We start from the raw sequence: 23,629 nt of genomic DNA, 5'->3' as shown, positions 1-23,629 counted from the left end.
TGGGAGAAGGGTGGACGACTACCCTTCAAGCGATTTGAACGCCGAGTCGAGCTCCGCTTCGGCGTCCCGGAGGAGCTTCACTTTCGATTCCAGCCACGCGGTGTCACGGTCGAGCGACTGTTCCGCCGCTTTGAAGAGGCGATCAAGTTCCGGCTTCTGCGGACCGCCCTCGGACCGCCGGGCTTCCACGATTGACTTCGGGTCGAGAAGCGACCGGAACGCGGCTTCCGAGAACGGAAATTCGGACGGAATATGCGTGAGTCCTTCCTTCTTCACCATCGTTTCGTAGAACGACTTCGCGGCTTCATACGGCAGCGTGAGCGGGGTGTATTCGTGCGCTCTCGCGAAGGTCACGAGTTCAGAGGAATAGTGGTGTCCCTCCCGGAACGGGATCCCGAACGCCTGCATCATCACGTCCGCGATATTCTGGCTCGCGGTCCAGTCGAGATTCAGTTCCTCAAGCGCCCGGTCGGGGTTCACTTTGAGGAGCCCGATCACTTTCCCAAACGCGTCAAAGACCGACGCCGCGTCAGAGAGGAGCGTCGCGTTGCTTCGCTGATCCTTCGCGTCATACATCCCAGGGGCGAGATCGTGGGCCCGGAAAATGACGCCTGAGATTTCTCCAAGCACCTCATTCGCGTCGCGGCGCACATCGATCAGGGCTCCCGGGTTCCGCTTCTGCGGCATCGCGGTGGAGGCGTAAGTGGCGGAGACAAGGATCCAGGGACGCGACTGCGCGTACTGCGTCATCACGTCCTGAATGAACTGCGTGACGTGCAGCAGCGGCTCAACGAGCTTCAGCTCCGCCTCAATCGCGACGTCCGTCCCCGCGATCTGCCCCGCGTCGTACGCGTTATCAATGATCCCCTCAAACCCGAGAAGCTTTGCCATCCCATGACGGTCAAGGGGCCATGGAGTGCCGTTAAGCACGGTGGTTCCCATCGGGGAGAGGTTGAGACGGGCCCAGAATTCCTTCAGGTTCTCGATATCGCGCCGGAACCCCTCGAGGTGCCCGAGCCAGGTGTGACCGAGACTGTTCGGCTGCGCCGCGACGCCGTTTGTGTAGCAGGGGGCGATGGTGTCCCGGTTCTGATCGGCAAGTTTCAGAAGGGCCGAGCGCGCCGCGTTGAGGTTCCGGATAATCCGCACGATCTGATCGCGGATCATCGCGCGCTGGAACGTGGCATGCATGTCCTGGGACGAGCGCCCGGCGTGGATAAGCGTCACCTCGATCCCGGCCTCTTTGATGAGGAGGGGTTCGTACCTCACATACATCTTCGGGCGCGGATTCCCGGGGGTGTTCCCCGCCTTGATCACCCGCTCCTGCGCTTCGCACCAGGCGCCGACCGACTTCCGGTCAAGGAGCCCCGCCGCGGTATTCGTCACAAAGGTGGCTTTATTGATTTCGGAGAGCCAATAAAACTCGTCCCGCGGGGGTGTCCCGCTCCAGGGCTCCAGATCCGCTTTCTTTCCGGCTTCGCCGACTGACGGTACGCCAAGCGCCATGCTGTTCTCCTTATCCAAAAATTCACGATGTCTGACACCGGGTCTTTCCGCCCGGGTTTGAGGACAGTATGGAGAAGATTTGTTTTGTCTTCTATGACAAGTATTGCAAAAAGAATTTGCTTTTTTCTACAATCGAGGGCAACGGCCGGACACTCACCGGGACTTAAACGGGCGGCATTGGGCTGAAAAAGGACTCCCTCACATGAAACGCGATCTCAATCTTGAAAGCTGGAAAGTGTTTGCCGCGGTGGCGCGGACCGGAAGCATCACGGAAACGAGTGCGGAGCTTGAGATGGATGCCCCGAGCATCAGCCGCATCGTGTCGGGGCTCGAGAAGTCGCTCGGCGGCATTTCGCTCTTTGACCGGAGTTCGCTCCCGCTCACCCTGACGGACAACGGCCGCTTCGCGCTGGACTATGCGACAAAGATGATTACGCTTCATGATCAGCTGGTGACGGGCCTTGCTGCGAACACCAACGCGATGTCGGGGGTGCTCCGGGTCGGGGTGCCGCCCGCGCTCCTTCAGGGGTTCCTGATGCCGTTTTTCGTCTCGTTCGGACGCCGGTACCCGGAGATTCAGCTGGAGGTGAGCGAGTATCTCGGCGGGATCCCGATCGATTTCTCGTACCCCGCTGGGTCGCTCGACGTTGTGATGTCGTACGGCCCCGACCCCACGCACTCCAACTTCGTCCAGATCCGGTACGGAGACGCCGGGTTCATCTGCTGCGCGTCGCCCACTTACATCGCCCGCTACGGGATGCCGAAGACGCCTGAGGAACTCGCGGATCACGTGGGAATCCGGTTTAAGAGTCCGCTCAGGCTTGGCACCGTGGGGCAGCAGCTGACGCGGGGGAGCGAGCACCGCGCGGTGCGCTTTAAGCGGGATATCGTCTTCAGCTCGGCGCTCTCCGCGAAGTCCGCGACGCTGATCGGTGCCGGCATCGCTCCGGATCTCGGGGACCTTCACTGTTACCGGGAGCTCGCGAAAGGGGAACTCGTCCCCGTGCTCCGCGACTGGAGCTATCCCCGGCAGGACTGCTACATCTACACGCGCCCCGACCTCGTGAAACTGAAGCGCGTCCGTACGTTTATTGATGAGTACCGCGCGAATGTGGAGCCGCTCCTCGCTGAGTGCGCCGAAGTGATTCGGAATGTGATGGAGTAGAGCGGAAATCGGGCGTCCGTTCACCATCGCGCGCGGTTTTGTTCTTTTTTACAAAGAAACTTTAATCCGATTGCCATTGTTGCAAAGCGGGAAATACTCGATCCTTAAGAGCATCCGGACTAGGTCGTTCGGAAGAGAAAAACGATTCTTCAGCTACCCAGAATTAAGGAGAGAGTTTTATGAACCGCACTGCGCTCACCGCGGCGTTCGCTGCCGCCGCTTCAGCCGCTTTCGTGTCCGCCCCGGCGCTCGCCGCGCCGAGCGTCACGCTTTATGGCCTCGTCGATATGGGGCTTTCTGTTTCCCGGTCGTCCGGCGACGCGTCGAACGCGAATGACGGCAAGGCCCTTTTCCAGCTGAAGAGCGGGCAGAGAAACGGCTCCCGCTTTGGGCTGAAAGGCGTTGAGGATCTTGGGAGCGGGAACAAAGTCGGCTTCATTCTCGAGGATCAGTTCAAGGCGGATGACGGCACGCTCCAGGACTCTTCGTTCTGGGCCCGTGAGTCGTCCCTCTGGGTGTCCGGGCGGTATGGCCGCGTGACGGTTGGCAAGACGGGCCAGCTGAAGAGCCCGGTCGGATCCACCGCGCTCGCTGGCACCGTGATGTATCCGTTCGGAACGCTGATGAGTAACTTTATCGGGGGCCTCAAATACATCACTACGGAGAATTACCTGACGGTTGATAACTCCGTCACCTACGCGTCCCCGAACTACCGCGGCTTCACGTTCCACGCGCAGTATTCGTTCGCGATGTCGGGGCAGGAAGGGACCGGGATGAATGATAAGGACCGCATGATGGCGGCCGCTGTCCGCTATAAGCAGGGCGCGCTCACGGCGCTCGCGCTTGCCGACATGATTCACCTGAACACGGCGGATTCGAAGCTTTATGACGATCCCTGGACCGTGAACCTCGCCGCGAACTACGACTTCGGCTTCATCAAGCCCTATATCTACGCTCAGTACTTCAAGCACAGCGCCTTTAATTCGGTGGGTTCCGACTATCAGACGCGGATCAGCTCAGGGGCCGGGAAGAAATACAACGGTTTCGGAGTCCTTGCCGCGGTCCAGTGGCCGATGTTCGGCGGCAAGGCGAAGGTCGGCGCGGGCTACGCGAAGGGTGAGGGGGACGGCTCGAACACGACAGACGTTGTCCGCTACTCCGCCCACGTGGGCTACGACTACGCGCTTTCCAAGCGCACTGACCTCTACGCGGATCTCGGCTGGGTCCGCCAGGATCTGAAAAACACTCTTGACCGCTCGAACCTCACCGGCACGGAACTCTCAGCCGGCATCGTTCACCGTTTCTGATTTCTTATCGGAGATAACTCGTCATGCATGACATCATGCCGTATCTCGCGCTTCTCGTCGTGATTCTGACTGGCGTCGGAATCGTGAAGAAGCTGCAGGTGAATATTCTTCTGCTTTTCGCCGGCATCGCCTTGAACCTCATCGCGATTCTCGGAGGCGTCACCGATCTGATGCCAAAGGGCGCCCACGGCACCGGTTTTATCGGTTTTGACCTCGTCGGGCTCCTCTCCGCGCTTTCCCGCCACCAGGCGGCGACGACCGGTTTCATCATTCTCGTCGCGGGCGGCTTCGCGGCCTATATGGATCAGATCGGGGCGACGGATAAACTGGTTGCCGTCTGCCTGAAACCCCTTCAGCGGCTCCGGAACCCGTACCTCATCATGGGCGCGGTCTTTATTCTCGGGAATTTCCTCGGGCTCGTGGTGACGTCCGCCGCCGGCATGGCGATGCTGCTCGCGGTGTCGGTCTACCAGCTTCTTATCGGTATCGGGATTTCCGGGGTGGCGGCCGCCGCCGTGATCGGCAGTGTCCTCGTGATCAGCTACGCACCGAGTTCCGCGATCGCGGTGCTCTCCGCTCACACCGCGGGTGTCGACCCGATGACGTACCTGATCCAGTATCAGCTGCCGGTCGCGATTCCCGCGATTCTTGTCACTGCCGTGGTTCACGTGATTGTCCAGAATTACCTCGATAAGCGCGATAAGGCGACCGGGTCGCTCCTCTCGATCGACCCGAAGGTGGTTGAGGAAAAGACCCGCCGCGCGGCGAACCTCCCCGGGTACTACGCGCTCCTTCCGCTCGTGCCGCTTGTCCTTCTCTTCATCTTTAACAAGATGGTCTATAAGACCGTGGTGCTTGATGTCGCGATCGCGATGTTCATCGGCTGGGTGTTCGGGATTCTCGTTGACCTCCTGCACCGCCGGAACCTCCAGGCGTGCTTCCAGGACGGCTTCGCGATGTTCAAGGGCATGGGCCACATGATGCAGAGCGTGGTGGGCCTCATCTTTGTCGCGGCGCTTTTCGCGGATGGTCTGAAGAACGCGGGTCTTGTCGGTCTCATGATTGACGCTGCGAAGTCCGCGGGGTTCGGAATGATGGGCACGGGTCTCGTGCTTTCCGCCGTGATCGGCATTGTGACGGTGCTCACGGGGTCTGGTGTCGCGTCCTTCACGGGGCTCGTCCCGATCGCGCCGACGGTGGCGGCCGGGTTCGGCGGCGACCCCACGGTGCTCGCCATGATGCTGCAGCTCGCGAGTGAATTCCTCCGCCCGGTGTCGCCTGTCGCTGGCGTGATCATTATTGTCGCGGGCTTTGCCGGGGTGTCGCCGCTTGCCGTGGTCCGCCGCACCTGGATCCCGTGCTTCGCGGGGCTCATTGTGGCACTCGCCGCGACCGTGATTCTCTTCTGAGGATCAGAACACCATCCAGAACCTTTGGAGTCAGAAGGGGATTCCCTGGAAATGCAACTTTTCTGAAGTCGGAATCCGCTTCCTTTTCTCTTCCTGCCGGAGCCTAAGCTCCGGCTTTTTTTGTGCCGGGGGGAGGGAAGCGGGTTTCAGCTCCCGTTTCTTTCCTCTCGCTTTGCCGTTATTAAATCCGGACTTAAAAAACCGTTTTCTATTTTTTGTGCGGGATCGGGCAGCTCTGCAGGCGCATTTCTCTACGTTTCAGAGGGTCGGGTTGCGTGAAGTTGATTGGGAAACCGCATTTCCGTTCTTGCTGAATTCATTACGGGGATCCGAGTCCGTAATAGGAATGATTCGCCTTATCTATAAGGCGTAGTCTGCCGGCTTTCAATTTCATCAACCAGTTAAATCTAACCATGAACAAATCGCTTTCCATAACCTGATAAGTTGTTAAGTTGACTTTGGTTGACAGATGTTTTTATCTAACACAGAAAATAAAAATCAATAAAAAAGTAGTGTTGTTTATGCGCAAAAAATCTTCTTAAAACTTTGCAAAATCAGCATATGCGGAAAATAATTTCAGAAGGATAACGTTATTTACGTGATCTTTACCCTTCTTGATTTGTCAATCAACCGCAGACGAGGTTGACAGGAATTCAATATGTGAGGTGCGCGTGCTTCCAGAATCACACAGCTGGAAGGAACCGGGCAGGAAGGGCAGAAGTTTGAAGAGTCAAAACCATTTAATCCATAAGAACGAGGAAACCATGAGACACACAGAAACCGTCAGACTGTCAGGAAAGGCGGTCACTGCCGCTGTGGCTGCCGCGCTGCTCGCGATGGCATCCGCCGCGAACTCGGCACCCTTAACTCCCCCCCGAATTTCGTCAACGCTTGATAATTCAGCGGCTGATGTCACGGTCACCTATACGGACAATACGGCAAATACCGACATCATCTATGCGCCGGTAGAACCGGGGTCAGCGGACGCGCTGACGGTGAACGTGAACTCTCTCACCGTTGTTAATCTGACCACCGCGGGAACTGTCCAGATCCAGACCGGCACGAAAGATGTCACAGGATCCGACGGAACGGTAACCCAGGAACCGGTTTACACGACGTACGACAAAAACGGCGGCGGCATCGCGACGAATCCGGCTTTCCCCGGCACCAGCATCACGCTGACCACCGCGAAGGATCTGTCGGTAACCGCAAGAACCGCGGCAATTTCCGCGGGAAACCGCTCGGGAATCACCGGATCGATCGGCGGCGATCTCATTCTGAAGTCGACTGGAGGAGAGGCTATTTCGGTGACAGAAGCCACTGCCGGAGAGAACACCGCCCAGACCGTGAATCTCGCGCTGAATGGCGGGAAAGCGACAATTAAAGCCGAAGGGGCAGGGGACGCGGTTTACGCGTCAGGTATGAATAGCAGTGTCAGCCTCTCCGGGGCATCCGACTACGTGATTACATCGGAAACCGGCAGCGCGCTCCGCTCGGTGAACGGCGCGACGGATCTCGGTCCGGGGACCGAACGAGAACGGTGACTCGCTGGTGGCTGACGGCACCATTACGCTGAAAAGCGGCGGATCCGCCGCGACAGTGGATGTCGGCCCCGCGTTTGAAACCACGGCCCGCGTGAATCTCCGCACCGATATCTGGGCTGATTCCGTCACGATTGAGAATACCGGGTCGGGCTCCGCAGTGGTGAATCATCGGGGAAGCGATCACATGACGATCTCCGCCGATGGTAATGCGGGCGGCATCACGATCCGGAATAAGTCGGCGGATAACGCGACCCTTGTTGTGGGACTCACGGAAGATCAGAAGGACTCCGGCGCGAGAGTGGCGGTCATGGATCTAATTACTTACGGCGCTCCGGTCATTATTGAGAATCAGGATGCTGCAGGCACCGTGATGGATATCAAGAACCACGGCGCTATTATGATGCAGATGGGAAACGGGATCCCGGCGCAGATTACCGGCAATATCTTCGTGGATAACGGCTCTCAGATCTGCCTTACCATCGGCGGCGATGGTTTTGTCCATGCCGATACGCTGAAGCTTACGAACGGAAGTATCTCTGACATTGAGACCTTCGGAACGAGCACGTGGTCGAACCGCGATGGCACGGGGAACACCCAGGCGGCTGCGGATGGGGTCGGAAGCATCCTCTCAATGATCGCAATGGGCCACTCCACGATCAACGCGGATGGCGTTGTCTCGAACGGCGCTGTGGGCGGTTTCCATTCAGATGACTATGGTATCCGGAATGGCGATACCACCATCACGGGGGAAGGCTTTGCTTACGACACAAGAATCCCCTCGGAGTCGTACACGTATATCAACGGACATGGCCAGGTCAACGGCAATCAGTACACGAAAGAGGGCGCGAAGAACACGGTTTACGTCATGGACGACGGTACCCTTACGGGTAACGTGGTGTCGGACGGCGTGGGGAAACTCGACGGGACGCCCTCAGTAACGATGGTTGGCAGTGGGGCGAACGCAGTCATCAATGGTGACCTCACCGCGTCGAACAGCGGTACGATGACCGGCCTAATCATGCAAAAATCCGTGGAAAACGGTAACGTTTACGCGGTGTCGGGCGGCAAGGTGACTTATTACCTCTCTGGCCAGGACGCCCAGTTTCCTACTCTGAATGGTGACTTCGTGTCTGAAAGCGGCGGCTCGATCACGGCCTCGATGAATGGCAGATGGAACGGCGCGTCGACCGTTTCCGGCGGCACGACAGATGTCACATTCATAGACGCGAACGCGGTGTGGAATGTCACGCGCGACTCTGAACTCACGAATTTCACCCAGGGCGCGGGCACCGTGAATTTCCCGGCCGCGGCCTCAGGCTTCACCGGCACCACGGTGACCGTGGACGGGAATTATTCGTCTGATGGCGGCGCGATCAATATGAGCACCGTCCTGCAGGGGGATACCTCGGCGCATGATGAACTTGATATCAAGGGGGACGCGACCGGCACCGCGACGATCACCTTTACGAAGGTCTCGGGTTACGGAAGTGAAACGATTGAAGGCATCAAGGTGGTTCAGGTGGAGGGCGCATCAGACGCCGTGTTTACGAAACCGGACTCGAACCGCCTCACCGCAGGTGCTTATATCTATGACCTGAAGAAAGTCGGGAAAGACTGGTACCTCACGAGTCAGCGTGACCCGGACGCGCCGCTTCCTGTCGTTCCGGATACTCCGGACACGCCGGATAACCCGGATACGCCAGAGCAGCCGGATATCCTGCTGCCCACGGATCCCACCGATCCGACCGCTCACATTGTGAAGCCGGAGCTCGGGAGCTACGCCGCGAACCTCCTCGCGTCGAACACGCTTTTCACTATGACGCTCAACGACCGTCTGGGTGAAACGCGGTACTCGGACGCGCTGAAGAGCCAGAAGCATTCCGGGAACATCTGAATCCGGACAGCGGGCGGAAAGACGCACACGAAGATGATGGATGACCAGCTCACGAACCGCGGTGACTGGGGTCTCGTGCAGGTAGGCGGCGACGTTGTCTCCTGGGCTGGCTCCGGCGACCACCGGTTCCATGCGGGTCTCATGATGGGTTACGCCCATCAGAGTGAAAAGACCCGGTCCTCTGAAGTCGGGGTGACGTCGAAAGGCAAAGTCTCCGGCTACTCCGCCGGTCTCTACGCGACCTACATGAACGCCGCTCCGGCGGGCACCGGTCCGTACGTTGACACCTGGCTCATGTGGCAGAAGTTCAAGAACAAGGTCGATCCGAGCAATAGTGTTGAGGAGTCCTACGACTCGAAGGGCTTCACCGGATCCATTGAAGCGGGCTACACGTTTGGGCTGAAGGATTGGGTGAGCGCGGATGGCACGGTGAACGCGACGCGTCTGCAGCTCCAGGCTCAGGTGATCCGCATGGGTGTCAGGGCTGATCAGCACGTGGATGCCGAGAACTTCACGGTGGCCGGCACCGGAGCCGGGAACGTCCGCTCCCGCGTCGGCGCCACGGTCTATCACCTCTTCACGAACGAAAAGACCGGTCGGGCAATCAAACCCTTTATCGGCCTCAACTGGTACCACGACACGAAGAGTTTCGGTGTGGTGTACGACGGCGTGAAGGATCGGATCGAAGGAAACCGGAACTTCGGCGAAGTGAAGCTTGGGGTCGAGGGGAAGGTCACGAAGCACGTGAACCTCTGGGGCGCTGCCGCCTACCAGCAGGGAAGCCACAGCTTCCGGAACCTCGGAGCCTTTATCGGCGCGAAGGTGCTCTTCTGAGACTGAGGTCTGAAGTCGTTCCGAGGCTTCAGGGAAGCGTCACATGAACACCGCGGGGGTCTGATTTTCCCCGCGGTGTTTTTGTATCGGCGATGTCTCAGAGTTTTTGAGAGAGGAAGAAGAGATAAATCGGATTTTTATTCCCTTTTCCGATCTTTTGCCGACGGATAACGATAGATTCAGTCTGATTTCCGCTTTTTTAGAGAGCGCCGATTTCAGGTTTTCCGGGATTACGGAAAAGCGGGGCAGCTGTTAACTTCGCCTTCCTGAATTTCCGCCGCGGTGTGACTGGAACCGCCGTTCAGCGCGGCGTGCGGAGAACTCTCAATCTCCCCCGTAAGACTTAGGTTTTGAACGAATGATGAAACTCACGGGGAAATGATTTCAGGTATCCGCTGTTTTCACAAATTATTGTCAACTTGTCACGTTAACTTCTGTCAACTCTTATCGTTTGTGAAACACAAATAAAAGTTTTTCGAAATCTTCATGCAGTAAGGGCTAATACCATAAATAGGCGTCTGGTATTGAAAAATTGGAATATTTTGAAAATAATGCAATAAAAGAAGGTTTTATTTTCAGTGTTACTGACACCGCTCGCGGTTATGAAATATTGTCAAGAATAATGGCAGATTTCAAAATTTGTGAAGCAAAAATCACCCCTTCGGAACGCGGACCGGAGGGAGGCTGTCAGAAGGTGTCAGCGTTCATGAAAAACAAAGCCAGATAGATAAAAAGAACGAGAAGAACGAGAAAACCATGAGACACACAGATACCATCAGACTGTCTCAAACGACAGCCGCTGCCGCGCGTCACGCGGCGGCTTCAGGCTCCACCCGGCTCACCGGGTTCCATGAGATCCATGCTGACACAGTCGATGCTGCGTCGCTGATCTCAGGCGGCAGCCCCGCCTCCATCCTTTCCTCCCTTCGCCCTGGTGCCCGGACTTTCGGCACCTACATCGCGGCGAAATCCCGTTTCCGCCTCAGGTCTCCAAGGCTTTTCAGCCGAAGAAGCCTCAGAACCGGCGGTCTTTCCCAATCCTCATGGCAGAAAAATACCCGCAGTGGGTCTTTTCACTACGTATTTGTCACTAAGGGTTTTGGGAGCGTTTTTCTTCAGTTGTCTCAATCTGTAGCGTAAAAGCAACAAATTAATGGGGTTAACTACCCAAAAAGCCTTACATGATATTACAAATAGTGTGCTATTTGATAATATCGAATTGAAATTTGTAATTATTTACGCAATTTTTACGCGCCTTGGATCTTTAAGAATTCCGAACATTCCGCAGAACGCCATGTTTCGCGGATCGGGGTTCTGAGAGTCCCTCGCGCGGGGCGGATTGACTGACTTGCAGGCCTTTTAACCATTTCCCGGTGTCAGCGCGGTTAACCGGCACGGGAACAGAAATCGGATCAGGTTCCGACAGAACCGATCCTTACTTATAAGAGAGGCAAACCATGACAGAGCAGAAACCGTACGCAAGAAGACAGGCAGTCGCGCTTGCCGTTGCTGCGGCGCTCCTCGCGCTTCAGGCGCGGCGGCCGCGGATCAGGTGAATTACGATCGGATTACGACGAGCATCAATGAGCCCGATCAGGATGCGGTCGTCACGTACACGGACGACACGGATGAAACCATCGTCGGAAAGGTTCCTGTGGTGCCTGGAAATAATGTTGATCCGTCAGCCGGCATTACGCTGACACTCAAGTCACTCACGGTCTCCAATACGACAACAGAAGGCCATACCGGTTCGGCCGAACGGAACGGTGACGCGATCAGCACAGGCTCTACCCAGGGGACTTCCGAATGGAAGGATCCGACAACCGGCGGCGTTCATCTCGCGGTGTCAGGCGATGTGTCTATTACAGACAGAACCCATGCGCTCCAGGCGGCGTTTAACAACAATATCGACGGTACGATCGGCGGCAATCTGACCATAGATTCCAAAGGAATCGGTCTTCAGGCCCAGGCTGGCACACACGATGCGACCATTGACCGCGGCATTCTCCTCACGCTTAATGGCGGTGAAGCCTCGATTACCACGACGGGATACGGTATCGAAACGGATAATTCGTCCGCTACAGTGAAAATTGAGGGGGCTTCCAAGACCACGATTACTTCTGAAGACGTCGCCATCTATACCGCGGGCGGCGGTGAAGTGGATATTTTAGGCTCCGGGAAGGGCGGCGCGGGCGGCAGTGTTGTCGTTGAAAGCACGAATGAAGGCACCCCTTACGCTGTCATGGCTACGCAGGAGGGAATAGTTGCCCTTCAGGCCGGTAGCGTGAAGGTTCAGAACAGTGCTCCTGAAACTATAGCGGTGGCTGCTGTGAATGGCACTGTTGCTCTGACCTCTCTTGACGCGACTGGCACTGGAGTTCAAGTACTCAATAACTCCAGCCCCGCAGAAGACCCCGATTATCAGATCCCCACTATCTATGCTGCGCAGAAGGGTGGGGTCACGATCCAGGCTCAGAATAGCCCCATCGAGGTTCTCAATCAGGGGAATGGCGCGTCTATCAAGGCATTGAATGCGAGCAGCGTTGCCATTAATCCTTCTCAGATGGCGACCCGTGTTCGGGTAAACGGCGATGTCACCAATGATGATGGAAGCAGTGTCGGCATTTATGAAACCGGCGCGGGTTCTTACCTGAAAGCCGATAAGATCGCCACCAGCGGTGACAGCTCGACCTATGTCGTGCTGCATGACGACGCGGCGTACACGTCGCTCAGCGGCGGGACGTCAGAAGTGACGATTGACGGAAACTACAGCTACCTTGTGATTCAGGAGCAGGATACAGCCTCCGCTCTCGCGAATATCACGGCGACCGAGGGAGCCTCCGCCTCGATGTCACTTGCCGGGAATTCGACCTTTAAAGGCAATCTGTACGCAACGGGCGTGATAGACAAGGATGCCGGTGTCAGTGACGATATGGATAAGAGCGTCATTGCGCTGAGTATGACCGGTAACAGCGCTTTCACCGGGGACTCGAAGGCTGAGGCGGGCGGTCATGTTAACGCAACCTTTGGCGACGCCTCGACCATGACAGGGAATGCCACGGTGAGCGGCAAGGCGTCCGACGTTACGCCGTCCCTTTATAGCGTGATCGGAACCGGCACAGGGTCTTACACCGGAAACGTGGATATCTCAGGCGGGGCCTGGGGATCGCTTTCCTTCTCAGGCTCGGTGCAGGTGAAGGGGGACATCACCGCGAAAGATGATACGTCGCTCCTCTACTACGTCGCGGCCGGCGAAACCGTGACGACCGGGAATATTGATACTTCGGCCGGCGCTCAGTCCATGATTTATCTCGGGGACACCGCGACCCTGAATGGTGATGTGACGGCCACTGGCACCGGCACCAAAGTGACGGAAGTGTTTTATCCCGGCACCACGGTGAACGGGGGCCTCACATCGTCCGACAGCGCCGCGGTGACGACTCAGCTCGGCGGCACCTGGAACGGCACATCGACGATCTCAGGCGGCACGACGGATCTGGAATTCACGGACGCGTCCGCGGTGTGGAATATCGCCGCGAATTCCGAAGTCACGAGTCTCAAGCAGTCTTCCGGGACGATCAATTTCCCGGCAGCGCCCTCAACGGGCTTCACGGGTACAACGCTCACGATCGACGGCGATTATTCGGCTGACGGCGGCACCGTGAACATGAGCACGGTGCTTCAGGGCGACACCTCGCCGCACGACAAGATCGTCGTGAACGGGAACACGTCCGGCACCGCGAACCTCGTGTTCACGAAGGTGTCAGGCTACGGCAGCAAGACGATTGAAGGCATCAAGGTGGTCCAGGTGGCGGGAACGTCTGACGCGGTCTTCACGAAGCCGGACTCGAACCGCCTCACGGCCGGCGCTTATATCTATGACCTGAGGAAGGTCGGCAACGACTGGTACCTCACGAGCCAGCGAGACCCGAACGCGCCGGCGGTTGTTCTTCCGCATGCCAATGACGATCCCGCGGACAATCCGTCTGACGATCCGTCCAATAACTCGGCAAACGGGGATGATCCGCTGCCGGATATTCTGCCGGCTACCGACCCCACTGATCCGAACACGCACATCGTGAAGCCGGAGCTCGGAAGCTACGCCGCGAACCTCTATGGTTCAAACACGCTCTTCACAATGTCGCTTTACGACCGCCTGGGCGAAACGCGGTACTCAGACGCTCTGAAATCCCAGAAAAAGTCCGGGAACGTCTGGATCCGGATGCAGGGCGGGAAGAACCACACCAATATGTACGACGATCAGCTGACGAACCGCGGTACCTACGGCATCGTGCAGGTGGGCGGTGACCTCGTCACGTGGCCCGGTTCCGGTGACCACCGGTTCCACGTCGGTCTCATGGGCGGCTACGCGCATCAAAGCACGAAGACGCGTTCGAGTGAGATCGGGACTACATCGAAAGGCAAGCTCTCCGGTTATTCAGCCGGGTTCTACGCGACCTACATGAATGACAAACCGGAAGCGACGGGTCCGTACGCCGATCTCTGGGTGCTCTATCAGCACTTCACGGATAAGGTGAATCCGAGCAACGCCGCGGAAGAAAGCTACCACTCGAAAGGCTGGACCGGGTCTCTTGAAGCTGGGTACACGTTTGGGCTGAAGGACTGGGTGAGCGCGAGCGGCACGCAGAACGCCACACGCCTGCAGCTCCAGGCTCAGGTGATCCGCATGGGGGGCCGAGCCGATGAACATGTCGACGCCGAGAACTTCACGGTTCAGGGAACCGGGGCCGGAAACGTCCGCACCCGTATCGGCGCGACCGCGTATCACCTTTTCACGAACCCGAAGACGGGACGCGCAATCAAGCCTTATCTGACGCTCAACTGGTACCACGACACGAAGAACTTCGGCGTGGTTTACGACGGTGTGAAAGATCACATCGAGGGCGCCCGGAACTTCGGCGAAGTGAAGTTCGGGATTGAAGGGAAGGTCTCTAAGAACGTGAACCTCTGGGGTGCGGCGCTTTACCAGGCTGGCTCTCACAGCTACTGGAACGCCGGGGCCTTTATCGGGGCGAAGGTGCTCTTCTGACCTAGGCAAGGGGTGAGGGCGTCTGGATTCCCGGACGCCCATACCCCTTCAGAAAAGGAGGCACATTGGTTATTTCGTTTGATGCCTCCTTTTTACGTTTATCAGTCTTCCAGCCAAAGAGCGGCTCATTCCGGAATGTCTTCCGACCCACACCTGGCCGCGGTTTACAGATCGGCGTTCTTCAGCTGAAAGACCATGACTCATTCCGCCTGTTCAGCCGCAGCACTGAGCGGGGACAAAAAGCAAGGGACCGGTTCCGTTCGGTCCGATTCTGATAATGAGAGGGAAACCATGACAGAGCAGAAACTGTGCGCGAAACGACATGTGGTGGCGCTGGCGGTCGCCGCGGCGCTCCTCGCCGCTTCAGGCGCGGCGGCCGCGGATCCGGTGAATTACGATCGGATTACAACATCCATCGATCAGCCGGATCAGGACGCGGCTGTGACGTACACGGACGATACGGGCGAAACAATCGTCGGCTTGACTCCGGTGATACCGGGAGATGGGGTTGATCCGTCGTCCGGCATTACGCTGACTCTCAAGTCACTCACGGTTTCCAATACGACAACAGCCGGAGAAACGGGTGAGACCGGGCGGAACGGTGACGCGATCAGCACGGGTACTACAGCGGGGACTTCTGCCTGGCAAGACCCGACGACCGGCGGCGTGCACCTTGCGGTGTCTGGCGATGTGTCTATTACCGCGAGAACCCGCGCGTTCGTGGCGTCCGATAACAACAATATCGATGGCACAATCGGCGGCGATCTGACTGTGGTGTCCGACGGAATCGGTCTTCAGGCCTCGTCGGGGTCACACTACGCAACCATTGACCGCGGTATTCTCCTCACGCTTTCTGGCGGCGAAGCCTCGATAACCGCAGCAGACTACGGTATCGAAACGGAGAGTTCCAATGTTACGGTTCGTATCGGGGGGGCTTCAAAGACCACGATTTCTTCCGGAAACATCGCCATTTATACCAAGGCCGGCGGTGAAGTGGATCTTTTTGGTTCCGGTCAGACCGGTGCGGGCGGGAGTGTTGTTGTTGAAAGCACGGGAGCAAATACTCCGTACGCGGTAATGGCTACACAGGAGGGGTTTGTTGCCCTTCAGGCCGGCAGCGTGAAGGTTCAGAACAATCCGGGCGCAGCCGTAGCCGCTGATAATGGCACAGTTGCCCTGACCTCTCTTGACGCGAATGGCTCCGGGGTTCAGGTACTGAATAACTCAGCCGTAAACCCCACGATTGGGGCGCTCGGTAAAGGCGGTGTCACGATCCAGGCGCAAAACAGCCCGATTGAGGTTCTCAATCAGGCGAATGGTTACGCAATCTGGGCTGATAACGGCTCGGTTTCTATCAATAGCTCTGAGATAGCAACTGGCGTCAGAGTGAACGGGAATGTCATCGCGGATAATCAGTCCGGTGTCGGAATTTATGAAACCGGAGCGGGTTCTTACCTGAAGGCCGATACGATAAAGACCTCGGGCGCCAGCGCAACCTACATTGGGCTATACAGTGACGCGGCTTACACGTCGCTCAACGGCGGAACGTCAGAAGCGACGGTTGACGGGGATGACAGCAGCATGAGCATTCAGGAGGCCGGTACCGCGAAGGCTCTTATGAATCTGACGGTCACCAATGGTGCCTCAGCCGGTATGATGCTTTCAGGAAATTCGACAATAACCGGCGATCTCTCCGCTCAAGGGGTTGCGCCTGGGCATGAAGCGGACGCTGACGATTTTACCCGGAGCCTGAACACGCTGACCCTTTATGAGAACACGGCTTATAAAGGCACGTCGACCGTGACGGATGGCGGTCACATTTACGGAACCTTCTCAGGCGCTGCCTCGATGTCAGGGGATGTAAACGTCTCAGGTACGTCAAGCGGCGGCATTCCGTCGACCTGGAACTTTAATGGCAGCGGCACAGGATCCTTTACCGGCAACATGAATCTCTCGGGCGGCGCTTTCGGTGAGCTCTGGGTGACGGATACGGTGAAGGTTGACGGCGACTTTACCGCGAAAGACGATAAAACGGTGCTCTATCTGATGGGCTCGGGTGAAACCGTCCTCACGGGTAATGTTGACGCGTCTGCCGGCGCGACCGCGGCGGTCTACCTCGGGGACACCGCGACCCTGAATGGTGATGTGACGGCTACCGGCACCGGCACCAAGGTGACGGAAATGTTTTACCCCGGCACCACGGTGAATGGGAATCTTTCGTCCGCTGACAGCGCCGCGGTGACCACGTCGCTCGGCGGCACCTGGAACGGCACCTCAACGCTTTCAGGCGGCACGACGGATCTGGAATTCACGGACGCGTCCGCGGTGTGGAATATCGCCGCAACTTCCGAAGTCACGAGTCTCAAGCAGTCTTCCGGTACGATCAACTTCCCGGCCGCTCCGTCGACTGGCTTCGCAGGCACCACGCTTACGGTGGACGGGGATTACTCCGCTGACGGCGGCACCGTGAACATGAGCACCGTGCTCCAGGGTGATACGTCGCCGCACGACAAGATCGTCGTGAACGGGAATACGTCCGGCACCGCGAACCTCGTGTTCACGAAGGTGTCAGGCTACGGCAGCCAGACGATTGAAGGGATCAAGGTGGTCCAGGTGGGCGGAAATTCGGACGCGGTCTTCACGAAACCGGAATCGAACCGGCTTACCGCCGGCGCTTATATCTATGAGCTGAAGAAGATCGGAAGCGACTGGTACCTCACGAGTCAGAGGGATCCGGACGCGTCGAAGATCATTCTTCCGAAAACCGATGACGATCCCGATCCCGCGCAGCCGGATGTCATTCCAGCAGTAGATCCGACAGATCCCACTATTCACTATGTGAAGCCGGAGCTCGGAAGCTACGCCGCGAATATGCTCGCGTCGAACACGCTCTTTACGACGTCGCTTTATGACCGCCTGGGCGAGACGCGGTACTCGGACGCCTTGAAGAGTCAGAAGAAGTCCGGTAACGTCTGGATCCGGATGCAGGGCGGCAAGAACTACACGACGATGACGGATAGCCAGCTCACGAACCGCGGCACGTACGGTGTCGTGCAGGTGGGCGGTGACCTCGTCACGTGGCCCGGTTCCGGTGATCACCGGTTCCACGTCGGTCTCATGGCGGGCTACGCGCATCAGAGCACGAAGACACGGTCAAGCGACATCGGGCTCACATCGAAAGGAAAGCTCTCCGGCTATTCCGCCGGTTTCTACGCGATCTACATGAATGACAATCCGGAAGCGACCGGACCGTACGCGGATCTCTGGATGATTTACCAGCACTTCACGGATAAGGTCCACGCGAGCAGCGCAGCCGAAGAGGAGTATCACTCGAAAGGCTGGACCGGGTCTCTTGAAGCGGGCTACACGTTTGGGCTGAAGGATTGGGTGAGCGCGAGCGGAACCCAAAACGCGACGCGGCTCCAGCTCCAGGCTCAGGTGATCCGCATGGGAGTCCGCGCCGATGAACATGTCGACGCCGAGAACTTCACGGTTCAGGGGACCGGGGCCGGGAACGTCAGGCCCCGTATCGGCGCGACCGCGTACCACCTCTTCACGAACCCGAAGACGGGCAGAGCGATCAAGCCGTACCTGACGCTTAACTGGTACCACGACACGAAGAACTTCGGTGTGGTCTATGACGGCGTGAAGGATAGGATTGAGGGAACACGGAACTTCGGCGAAGTGAAGTTCGGGATCGAGGGGAAGGTCTCGAAGAACGTGAACCTCTGGGGCGCGGCGCTTTATCAGGCCGGATCCCACAGCTACTGGAACGCCGGGGCGTTTGTCGGCGCGAAGATCCTCTTCTGAGAGAGGAGAAAAGGGTTCCGGGCTGAGTCCCGGAGCCCAGTGTCTCAGACTTCAGGGCGCAAAAAAGGGGAGTCGGTTGATTAGTCCGGCTCCCCGTCCTTTCCCGGTTAAGAGAAAGGTCCCACCACAGAGATCTTTCTTACTTCAAGCCACGCTTCAGAGCAGCTTCTCAATTTCAGGCGCGATCGCGGAAGGCACCGTCGTCGGCTCAAACCGATCCACGACGTTCCCCTCGCGGTCGATCAGGAACTTCGTGAAGTTCCACTTGAGGCCGTCCCCTTCGAGATACTCGGGGAATTTTTCCTTCAGCACGCCTTCGAGAATCTTCGCGATCGGGTGACTTTCATCAAACCCCTTGAAGCCCTTCTGAGATGTCAGCCACTTAAAGAGTGGCTGGGCGTTTTCACCCCGGACGTCACCCTTTCCGAACACCTGGAACGTCACCCCGTAATTCAGCTGGCAGAATTCGTGAATTTCGGCGTCTGTCCCCGGATCCTGCTCCGCGAACTGGTTGCAGGGGAAGCCGAGCACCTCAAGCCCCCGGTCCTTGTACTTCAGGTAGAGGTCTTCGAGTTCCTTGAACTGCGGCGTGAAGCCGCACTTGCTCGCGGTGTTCACGATGAGAAGGACTTTGCCTTCGTAGTCGCGGAGCGACTTGTCGCCCTTCGGGGTCTTGCCGCTGAAGTCATAGACGTTCATGCTCAATTCCTTTTCATAGACGGAGCGCGGGGAAGGCGGGAAGAGAGGGGTTTCCCGTGCGGCTCCTCCGCGCTCTGCGAGGAGTATCTGTTCACTGTTAATATCGATTATAGGCGTCGGTTTAAATAATGCGAGGCTTTTTTATTGTTGCAATTTCAATTGTTTAAGCGTTATTTAAGAATCGGTTTTATTCGTTTTCTGAGTGACTTTTGATACACGGAAAAACGCACCGGGACGCCCGGAAAATGGGGAAAGAAGGGGGTTTAACCGGTCCCCGAAACGAGGAACCCGGAAGGACTCTCGTCCTTCCGGGCTCCAGGGCCGCACTCCTGCGGCAGGGCTCCTCTCAGCCGAAACCGGTTGACTAGCCGAAGCGGCCGCTCACGTAGTCATCCGTTTCCTTCTGGCGCGGATGATTGAAGACCTGATTCGTCTCGCCGTATTCAACAAGGCGGCCGAGGTACATGTAAGCGGTGTAGTCCGAGCAGCGCATGGCCTGCTGCATGTTGTGAGTCACGATCGCGACCGTGTAGTCACGCTTCAGTTCCGTCACGAGTTCCTCGATCTTCATCGTGGAGATCGGGTCAAGGGCGGAGCAGGGCTCATCCATCAGCAGCACTTCAGGCTTCACGGCGATCGCGCGGGCGATGCAGAGACGCTGCTGCTGGCCGCCGGAGAGACCGTAGCCGCTCTGATCGAGCTTATCCTTCACTTCGTTCCAGAGGGCCGCCTTCGTGAGCGCCCATTCAATACGCTCATCCATGTCTTTCTTCGAGAGCTTCTCAAAGAGGTTCACGCCGAACGCGATGTTGTCATAGATGCTCATCGGGAACGGGGTCGGCTTCTGGAACACCATACCGACTCGGGCGCGGATAAGCGCCGGGGGCGTCTTCGTGGTGAGGAGGTTTTCACCGTCGAGCATCACTTCGCCTTCCGCCCGCTGACCCGGGTACATGCGGTACATGAGGTTGAAGATACGAAGGAGCGTCGACTTGCCGCAGCCGGACGGTCCGATGAAGGCCGTCACTTTGTTTGCCATGATCGGCATCGATACGTCGTGGATCGCGTGGAAACCGCCGTACCAGAAGTTGACGTTATTCACGGCAATCTTCACTTCTTCCTCGTCCACTTCGCCCGGCATCGCGGGGGGAACCATAGTCTGAGTATTCGTCATGATGTCAATATCCAAATGTGTTTACTTGCGGTTCGTCTGGTTTCTGAAGAGAAGGCGGACCGAAATGTTGATTGCGAGAACAAGGAACGTGATGAGCGCGGCACCGGCCCAGGCGAGCTGCTTCCAGTCGTCAAACGGGGACGCGGCGTACTGGTAGATCACCACCGGGAGGTTTGCCATCGGGGCATTCATGTTCCAGCTCATGAACTGGTTCGAAAGCGCGGTGAAGAGGAGCGGAGCCGTTTCACCGGAAATACGGGCCACCGCGAGGAGGACGCCTGTCACGATGCCGGCTTTGGCCGCCCGGCAGATGACAGAAAGAATCATCTTCGACTTCGGGCACCCAAGAGCGATCGCGGCTTCGCGGAGGTTATTCGGAACCAGCTGCAGGAGGTTATCCGTCGTACGGGTCACCACCGGGATCACGATGAGAGAGAGAGCGATCGCGCCGGCCCATCCGGAATAGTGACCGGCCGGGGCCACCACCACGGCGTACACTACGAGGCCGAGGACGATGGAAGGGGCGGAAAGCAGCACGTCATTCAGGAAGCGGGTTGCCGGAGCGAGCCAGCCGCCTTTCCCGTATTCCGAGAGGTAGATGCCGGCGAGAATACCGATCGGGGTGCCGATCAGCGTACCGAAGGTCGCCATGAGGACAGAACCCACAATCGCGTTCTTCAGGCCGCCCGCGGCTCCCGGAGGAGGCGTTTCTTCCGTGAAGAGCGTGAGCGACATCGCGCCGACACCATTCTGGACGAGGGTCACGAGGATCCAGACGAGCCAGAAGAGACCGAACACCATGGCACCGAACGCGAGAATCTTCATCAGGCGGTCAGTGGCGGAGCGAATCGGGAATGTCGCTTCGCGCGCGAGGATCCGCTTACGGGCCTCCTCGTCACGGTTCACCGAGGCCTCGTAATTCGCGGCGCTCGTATAGTCAGTTGCGTGAGATTGCGTCATGATGCGCGGCCCTCCTTGCGGGAAAGGCGGAAGAGAAGCAGACGGGAAGCTGCGAGAACTGCCGTCGTAATGAGGAAGAGGATGAGACCAAGTTCAATCAGAGCGGACTTCTGCAGGCCAGCCGCTTCGTTGAAGCCGTTAGCGAGCGCGGAAGCGATCGAGTTCGAGGGGTCGAAGATCGAAGTGGGGAGCGCGAACGAGTTACCGATAACGAACGTTACGGCCATCGTTTCACCGAGCGCGCGGCCGAGACCCAGCATGATGCCGCCCATGACACCCGCGCGGGTGTAGGGGAGAACCACGTGCCAGATCGTTTCCCAGGTGGTGCAGCCGATACCGTAGGAGGATTCCTTGAGGAGCGGGGGCACCATGTCAAACACTTCCTTCATGATGGAGGCGATATACGGAATCACCATGATGGAGAGGACGAGGCCGGCCGTGAAAAGACCGATACCGAACGGAGCGCCGGAGAAGAACTTCCCGATCACGGGGAGAGAACCCAGGCCTTCGATCAGCCACGGTTCCACGTACGTCTGGAAGAGCGGCGCGAAGACGAAGAGACCCCACATACCGTAGATGATGGAAGGAACCGCGGCGAGAAGCTCGATCGCGATGCTGCAGGGCTTGCGGATCCAGACCGGAGCGAGTTCAGTGAGGTAAACCGCGATACCGAAAGAAACCGGAACCGCGATGAGAAGAGCGATGGCTGAGGTGATGAGAGTACCGAGAATCGGCGAAAGGGCTCCGTAAATATCCTGCACCGGGTCCCATTCAGACGAGGTGAGGAAGGAGAGTCTATATTGATTTATGGTGTCGCGGCTCTCGTACCCGAGGGACACGAGGATCGCCGCGAGGAGCAGAAACACAAAAATGGCCGCGAACCGGGAGAGGTTCTCAAAGCCAGTGTCTGCGAGCGTGGATTTGGTAATCATAGAGATGAGAGAAGAGCCAGATACGGAAAACCGCCCCTGAGGGTCCGACAGATACGGGTCGGTCTCAGGGGCGGATAGTGAATTACTTCACCAGCGGCTTTCCGTCAGCAGCCTTGAGGTCCGACTTCCAGATCGCGCGGATGCGGGTCGTGACAGCAGCGGGCAGCGGCACGTAGTCGAGCTTTTCAGCAGCCTTGCCGCCGTGCTTCCAGGACCAGTCGAAGAAGTTCAGGACGGCGCGGCCCTGATCAGGCTTCGTCTGGGTCTGCTGCAGGAGGACGAAGGTAGCGGAGGTGATCGGCCAGGACTTGGCACCGTCGGTGTTCGCGAGCGACACGCCCATGCCCTTCACGCTGTTCCACTTGGCGTTGGAGGCGGCGGCAGCGAAGGCGTCACCGGACGGCTGCAGGAACTTGCCCGCCTTATTCTGGAGCTGGGTCCAGGCGAGGTGGTTCTGCTTCGCGTAAGCGTATTCGACGTAACCGATCGAGTTATTCAGCTGACCGACGTAAGCGGCAACACCTTCGTTGCCCTTGCCACCCTGGCCCACCGGCCACTTCACAGCCTTGCCGGCACCGACCTTGGACTTCCAGTCAGCGGAGACCTGGGAGAGGTAGTCGGTCCAGAGGAACGTGGTGCCGGAACCGTCAGCGCGGTGGATCACGACGATCGGAGAGGCCGGGAGCTTGAGGCCCGGGTTCAGCTTCGTGATCTGGGCGTCATTCCACATCTTGATCTTGCCGAGGTAGATGTCGGCGAGAACGGGGCCGGTCAGGCGGAGCTGGCCAGCCTTGACACCGGCGATATGCACAACCGGAACCGCGCCGCCGATAACAGCCGGGAACTGAACGAGCTTATGCTTTTCCAGTTCAGCGGGGGACATCGGATCGTCAGAAGCGCCGAAGTCAACGGTACCCGCGATAATCTGGCGCTGACCGCCGCCGGAGCCGATGGACTGATAGTTCACCTGGTTACCGGTAGCAGCCTTGTAGTCAGAAGCCCACTTGGCGTAGACGGGGTAGGGGAACGAAGCGCCGGCACCGGTAATCGTGGAAGCGTGCGCGACGGCGAGCGTCGAGGCAGCGATAAGGGCGGCGAGAGTGACAGCTTTGAACGGCTTGAGAGTGATCATTTTCGAGTATGCAATCAATTGAAAAATGGAAGGCCGGGATGGGACAACTCTTCACTTCCATCCCGGTACCCTGCATACTACGAGGCGATTATTTCAACCCTGTTGCGAATTCATGACGTGTACATGAATTTTTCATGACAGAATGATGACAAACACGGTTTCTGCGTAAAAACGGCTGAAATAAGCCTGTTTTGATCGTCTGCTGTAGACCGG

At 57.9% G+C, this 23,629-nt stretch carries 12 protein-coding genes and 1 pseudogene; 7 read left to right on the top strand and 6 right to left on the bottom strand.

Annotated features, from left to right (window positions below):
* Positions 1 to 18 precede the first annotated feature (18 nt).
* On the bottom strand, positions 19 to 1,506 hold the full coding sequence (locus BN1936_RS04220) for a lyase family protein (RefSeq protein WP_022444725.1): 1,488 nt from the start codon (positions 1,504 to 1,506) through the stop codon (positions 19 to 21).
* A gap of 202 nt (positions 1,507 to 1,708) precedes the next feature.
* On the opposite strand from BN1936_RS04220, the gene BN1936_RS04215 reads away from it, so the two are divergent.
* The 7 genes and pseudogenes from BN1936_RS04215 to BN1936_RS04180 all read left to right on the top strand — a co-directional run bounded on the left by BN1936_RS04215 (position 1,709) and on the right by BN1936_RS04180 (position 18,519).
* Positions 1,709 to 2,671: a LysR family transcriptional regulator gene (locus BN1936_RS04215; protein WP_022444726.1), complete on the top strand. Its 963-nt coding sequence runs from the start codon at positions 1,709 to 1,711 to the stop codon at positions 2,669 to 2,671.
* Positions 2,672 to 2,850: 179 nt separating this feature from the next.
* Positions 2,851 to 3,978: a porin gene (locus BN1936_RS04210; RefSeq protein ID WP_022444727.1), complete on the top strand. Its 1,128-nt coding sequence runs from the start codon at positions 2,851 to 2,853 to the stop codon at positions 3,976 to 3,978.
* 23 nt (positions 3,979 to 4,001) lie between these two features.
* Entirely contained in the window at positions 4,002 to 5,387 is a 1,386-nt protein-coding gene (gene dcuC / locus BN1936_RS04205) for a C4-dicarboxylate transporter DcuC (protein WP_022444728.1), read from the top strand.
* 764 nt (positions 5,388 to 6,151) lie between these two features.
* The gene (locus BN1936_RS04200; RefSeq protein ID WP_022444729.1) at positions 6,152 to 6,931 is read left to right on the top strand and encodes a hypothetical protein; all 780 of its coding nucleotides are present in this window, start codon (positions 6,152 to 6,154) and stop codon (positions 6,929 to 6,931) included.
* Between the two features lie 184 nt (positions 6,932 to 7,115).
* A pseudogene (locus BN1936_RS11880) lies at positions 7,116 to 9,659 on the top strand (autotransporter outer membrane beta-barrel domain-containing protein).
* Between the two features lie 1,552 nt (positions 9,660 to 11,211).
* Positions 11,212 to 14,709, top strand: coding sequence for an autotransporter outer membrane beta-barrel domain-containing protein (locus tag BN1936_RS04185; protein ID WP_049686730.1), 3,498 nt, complete (start codon positions 11,212 to 11,214; stop codon positions 14,707 to 14,709).
* A gap of 291 nt (positions 14,710 to 15,000) precedes the next feature.
* Positions 15,001 to 18,519, top strand: a complete 3,519-nt coding sequence (locus tag BN1936_RS04180; protein ID WP_049686729.1) for an autotransporter outer membrane beta-barrel domain-containing protein — start codon at positions 15,001 to 15,003, stop codon at positions 18,517 to 18,519.
* Between the two features lie 156 nt (positions 18,520 to 18,675).
* Here the strand turns inward: BN1936_RS04180 and BN1936_RS04175 are convergent, their stop codons facing one another.
* The 5 genes from BN1936_RS04175 to pstS all read right to left on the bottom strand — a co-directional run bounded on the left by BN1936_RS04175 (position 18,676) and on the right by pstS (position 23,416).
* The gene (locus BN1936_RS04175) at positions 18,676 to 19,218 is read right to left on the bottom strand and encodes a glutathione peroxidase (protein ID WP_022443739.1); all 543 of its coding nucleotides are present in this window, start codon (positions 19,216 to 19,218) and stop codon (positions 18,676 to 18,678) included.
* Between the two features lie 364 nt (positions 19,219 to 19,582).
* Positions 19,583 to 20,359 carry a phosphate ABC transporter ATP-binding protein PstB gene (gene pstB / locus BN1936_RS04170; protein WP_049686931.1) on the bottom strand — a complete coding sequence of 259 codons (777 nt, stop codon included), beginning with the start codon at positions 20,357 to 20,359 and terminating at the stop codon, positions 19,583 to 19,585.
* Positions 20,360 to 20,413: 54 nt separating this feature from the next.
* Positions 20,414 to 21,217, bottom strand: coding sequence for a phosphate ABC transporter permease PstA (pstA, locus tag BN1936_RS04165; protein WP_232422075.1), 804 nt, complete (start codon positions 21,215 to 21,217; stop codon positions 20,414 to 20,416).
* Between the two features lie 131 nt (positions 21,218 to 21,348).
* The gene (pstC, locus tag BN1936_RS04160; RefSeq protein ID WP_022443736.1) at positions 21,349 to 22,284 is read right to left on the bottom strand and encodes a phosphate ABC transporter permease subunit PstC; all 936 of its coding nucleotides are present in this window, start codon (positions 22,282 to 22,284) and stop codon (positions 21,349 to 21,351) included.
* Positions 22,285 to 22,366: 82 nt separating this feature from the next.
* Positions 22,367 to 23,416, bottom strand: coding sequence for a phosphate ABC transporter substrate-binding protein PstS (gene pstS, locus BN1936_RS04155; RefSeq protein WP_022443735.1), 1,050 nt, complete (start codon positions 23,414 to 23,416; stop codon positions 22,367 to 22,369).
* Positions 23,417 to 23,629 lie beyond the last annotated feature (213 nt).

This window comes from Dakarella massiliensis, assembly GCF_001182045.1.
GTDB classification, from domain to species: domain Bacteria; phylum Pseudomonadota; class Gammaproteobacteria; order Burkholderiales; family Burkholderiaceae_F; genus Mesosutterella; species Mesosutterella massiliensis.
The sequence above is the reverse complement of the archived record's forward strand: the minus strand, read 5'-3'. Positions and strand labels throughout refer to the sequence as shown.

Excerpts from the sequence above, each read along its gene's own strand:
- BN1936_RS04215 (WP_022444726.1), top strand. The coding sequence starts at position 1,709 with ATGAAACGCGATCTCAATCTTGAAAGCTGGAAAGTGTTTGCCGCGGTG.
- pstS (WP_022443735.1), bottom strand. The coding sequence starts at position 23,416 with ATGATCACTCTCAAGCCGTTCAAAGCTGTCACTCTCGCCGCCCTTATC.
- BN1936_RS04180 (WP_049686729.1), top strand. The coding sequence starts at position 15,001 with ATGACAGAGCAGAAACTGTGCGCGAAACGACATGTGGTGGCGCTGGCG.
- BN1936_RS04175 (WP_022443739.1), bottom strand. The coding sequence starts at position 19,218 with ATGAACGTCTATGACTTCAGCGGCAAGACCCCGAAGGGCGACAAGTCG.
- pstB (WP_049686931.1), bottom strand. The coding sequence starts at position 20,359 with ATGCCGGGCGAAGTGGACGAGGAAGAAGTGAAGATTGCCGTGAATAAC.
- pstA (WP_232422075.1), bottom strand. The coding sequence starts at position 21,217 with ATGAAGATTCTCGCGTTCGGTGCCATGGTGTTCGGTCTCTTCTGGCTC.
- BN1936_RS04200 (WP_022444729.1), top strand. The coding sequence starts at position 6,152 with ATGAGACACACAGAAACCGTCAGACTGTCAGGAAAGGCGGTCACTGCC.
- pstC (WP_022443736.1), bottom strand. The coding sequence starts at position 22,284 with ATGATTACCAAATCCACGCTCGCAGACACTGGCTTTGAGAACCTCTCC.
- dcuC (WP_022444728.1), top strand. The coding sequence starts at position 4,002 with ATGCATGACATCATGCCGTATCTCGCGCTTCTCGTCGTGATTCTGACT.
- BN1936_RS04210 (WP_022444727.1), top strand. The coding sequence starts at position 2,851 with ATGAACCGCACTGCGCTCACCGCGGCGTTCGCTGCCGCCGCTTCAGCC.
- BN1936_RS04220 (WP_022444725.1), bottom strand. The coding sequence starts at position 1,506 with ATGGCGCTTGGCGTACCGTCAGTCGGCGAAGCCGGAAAGAAAGCGGAT.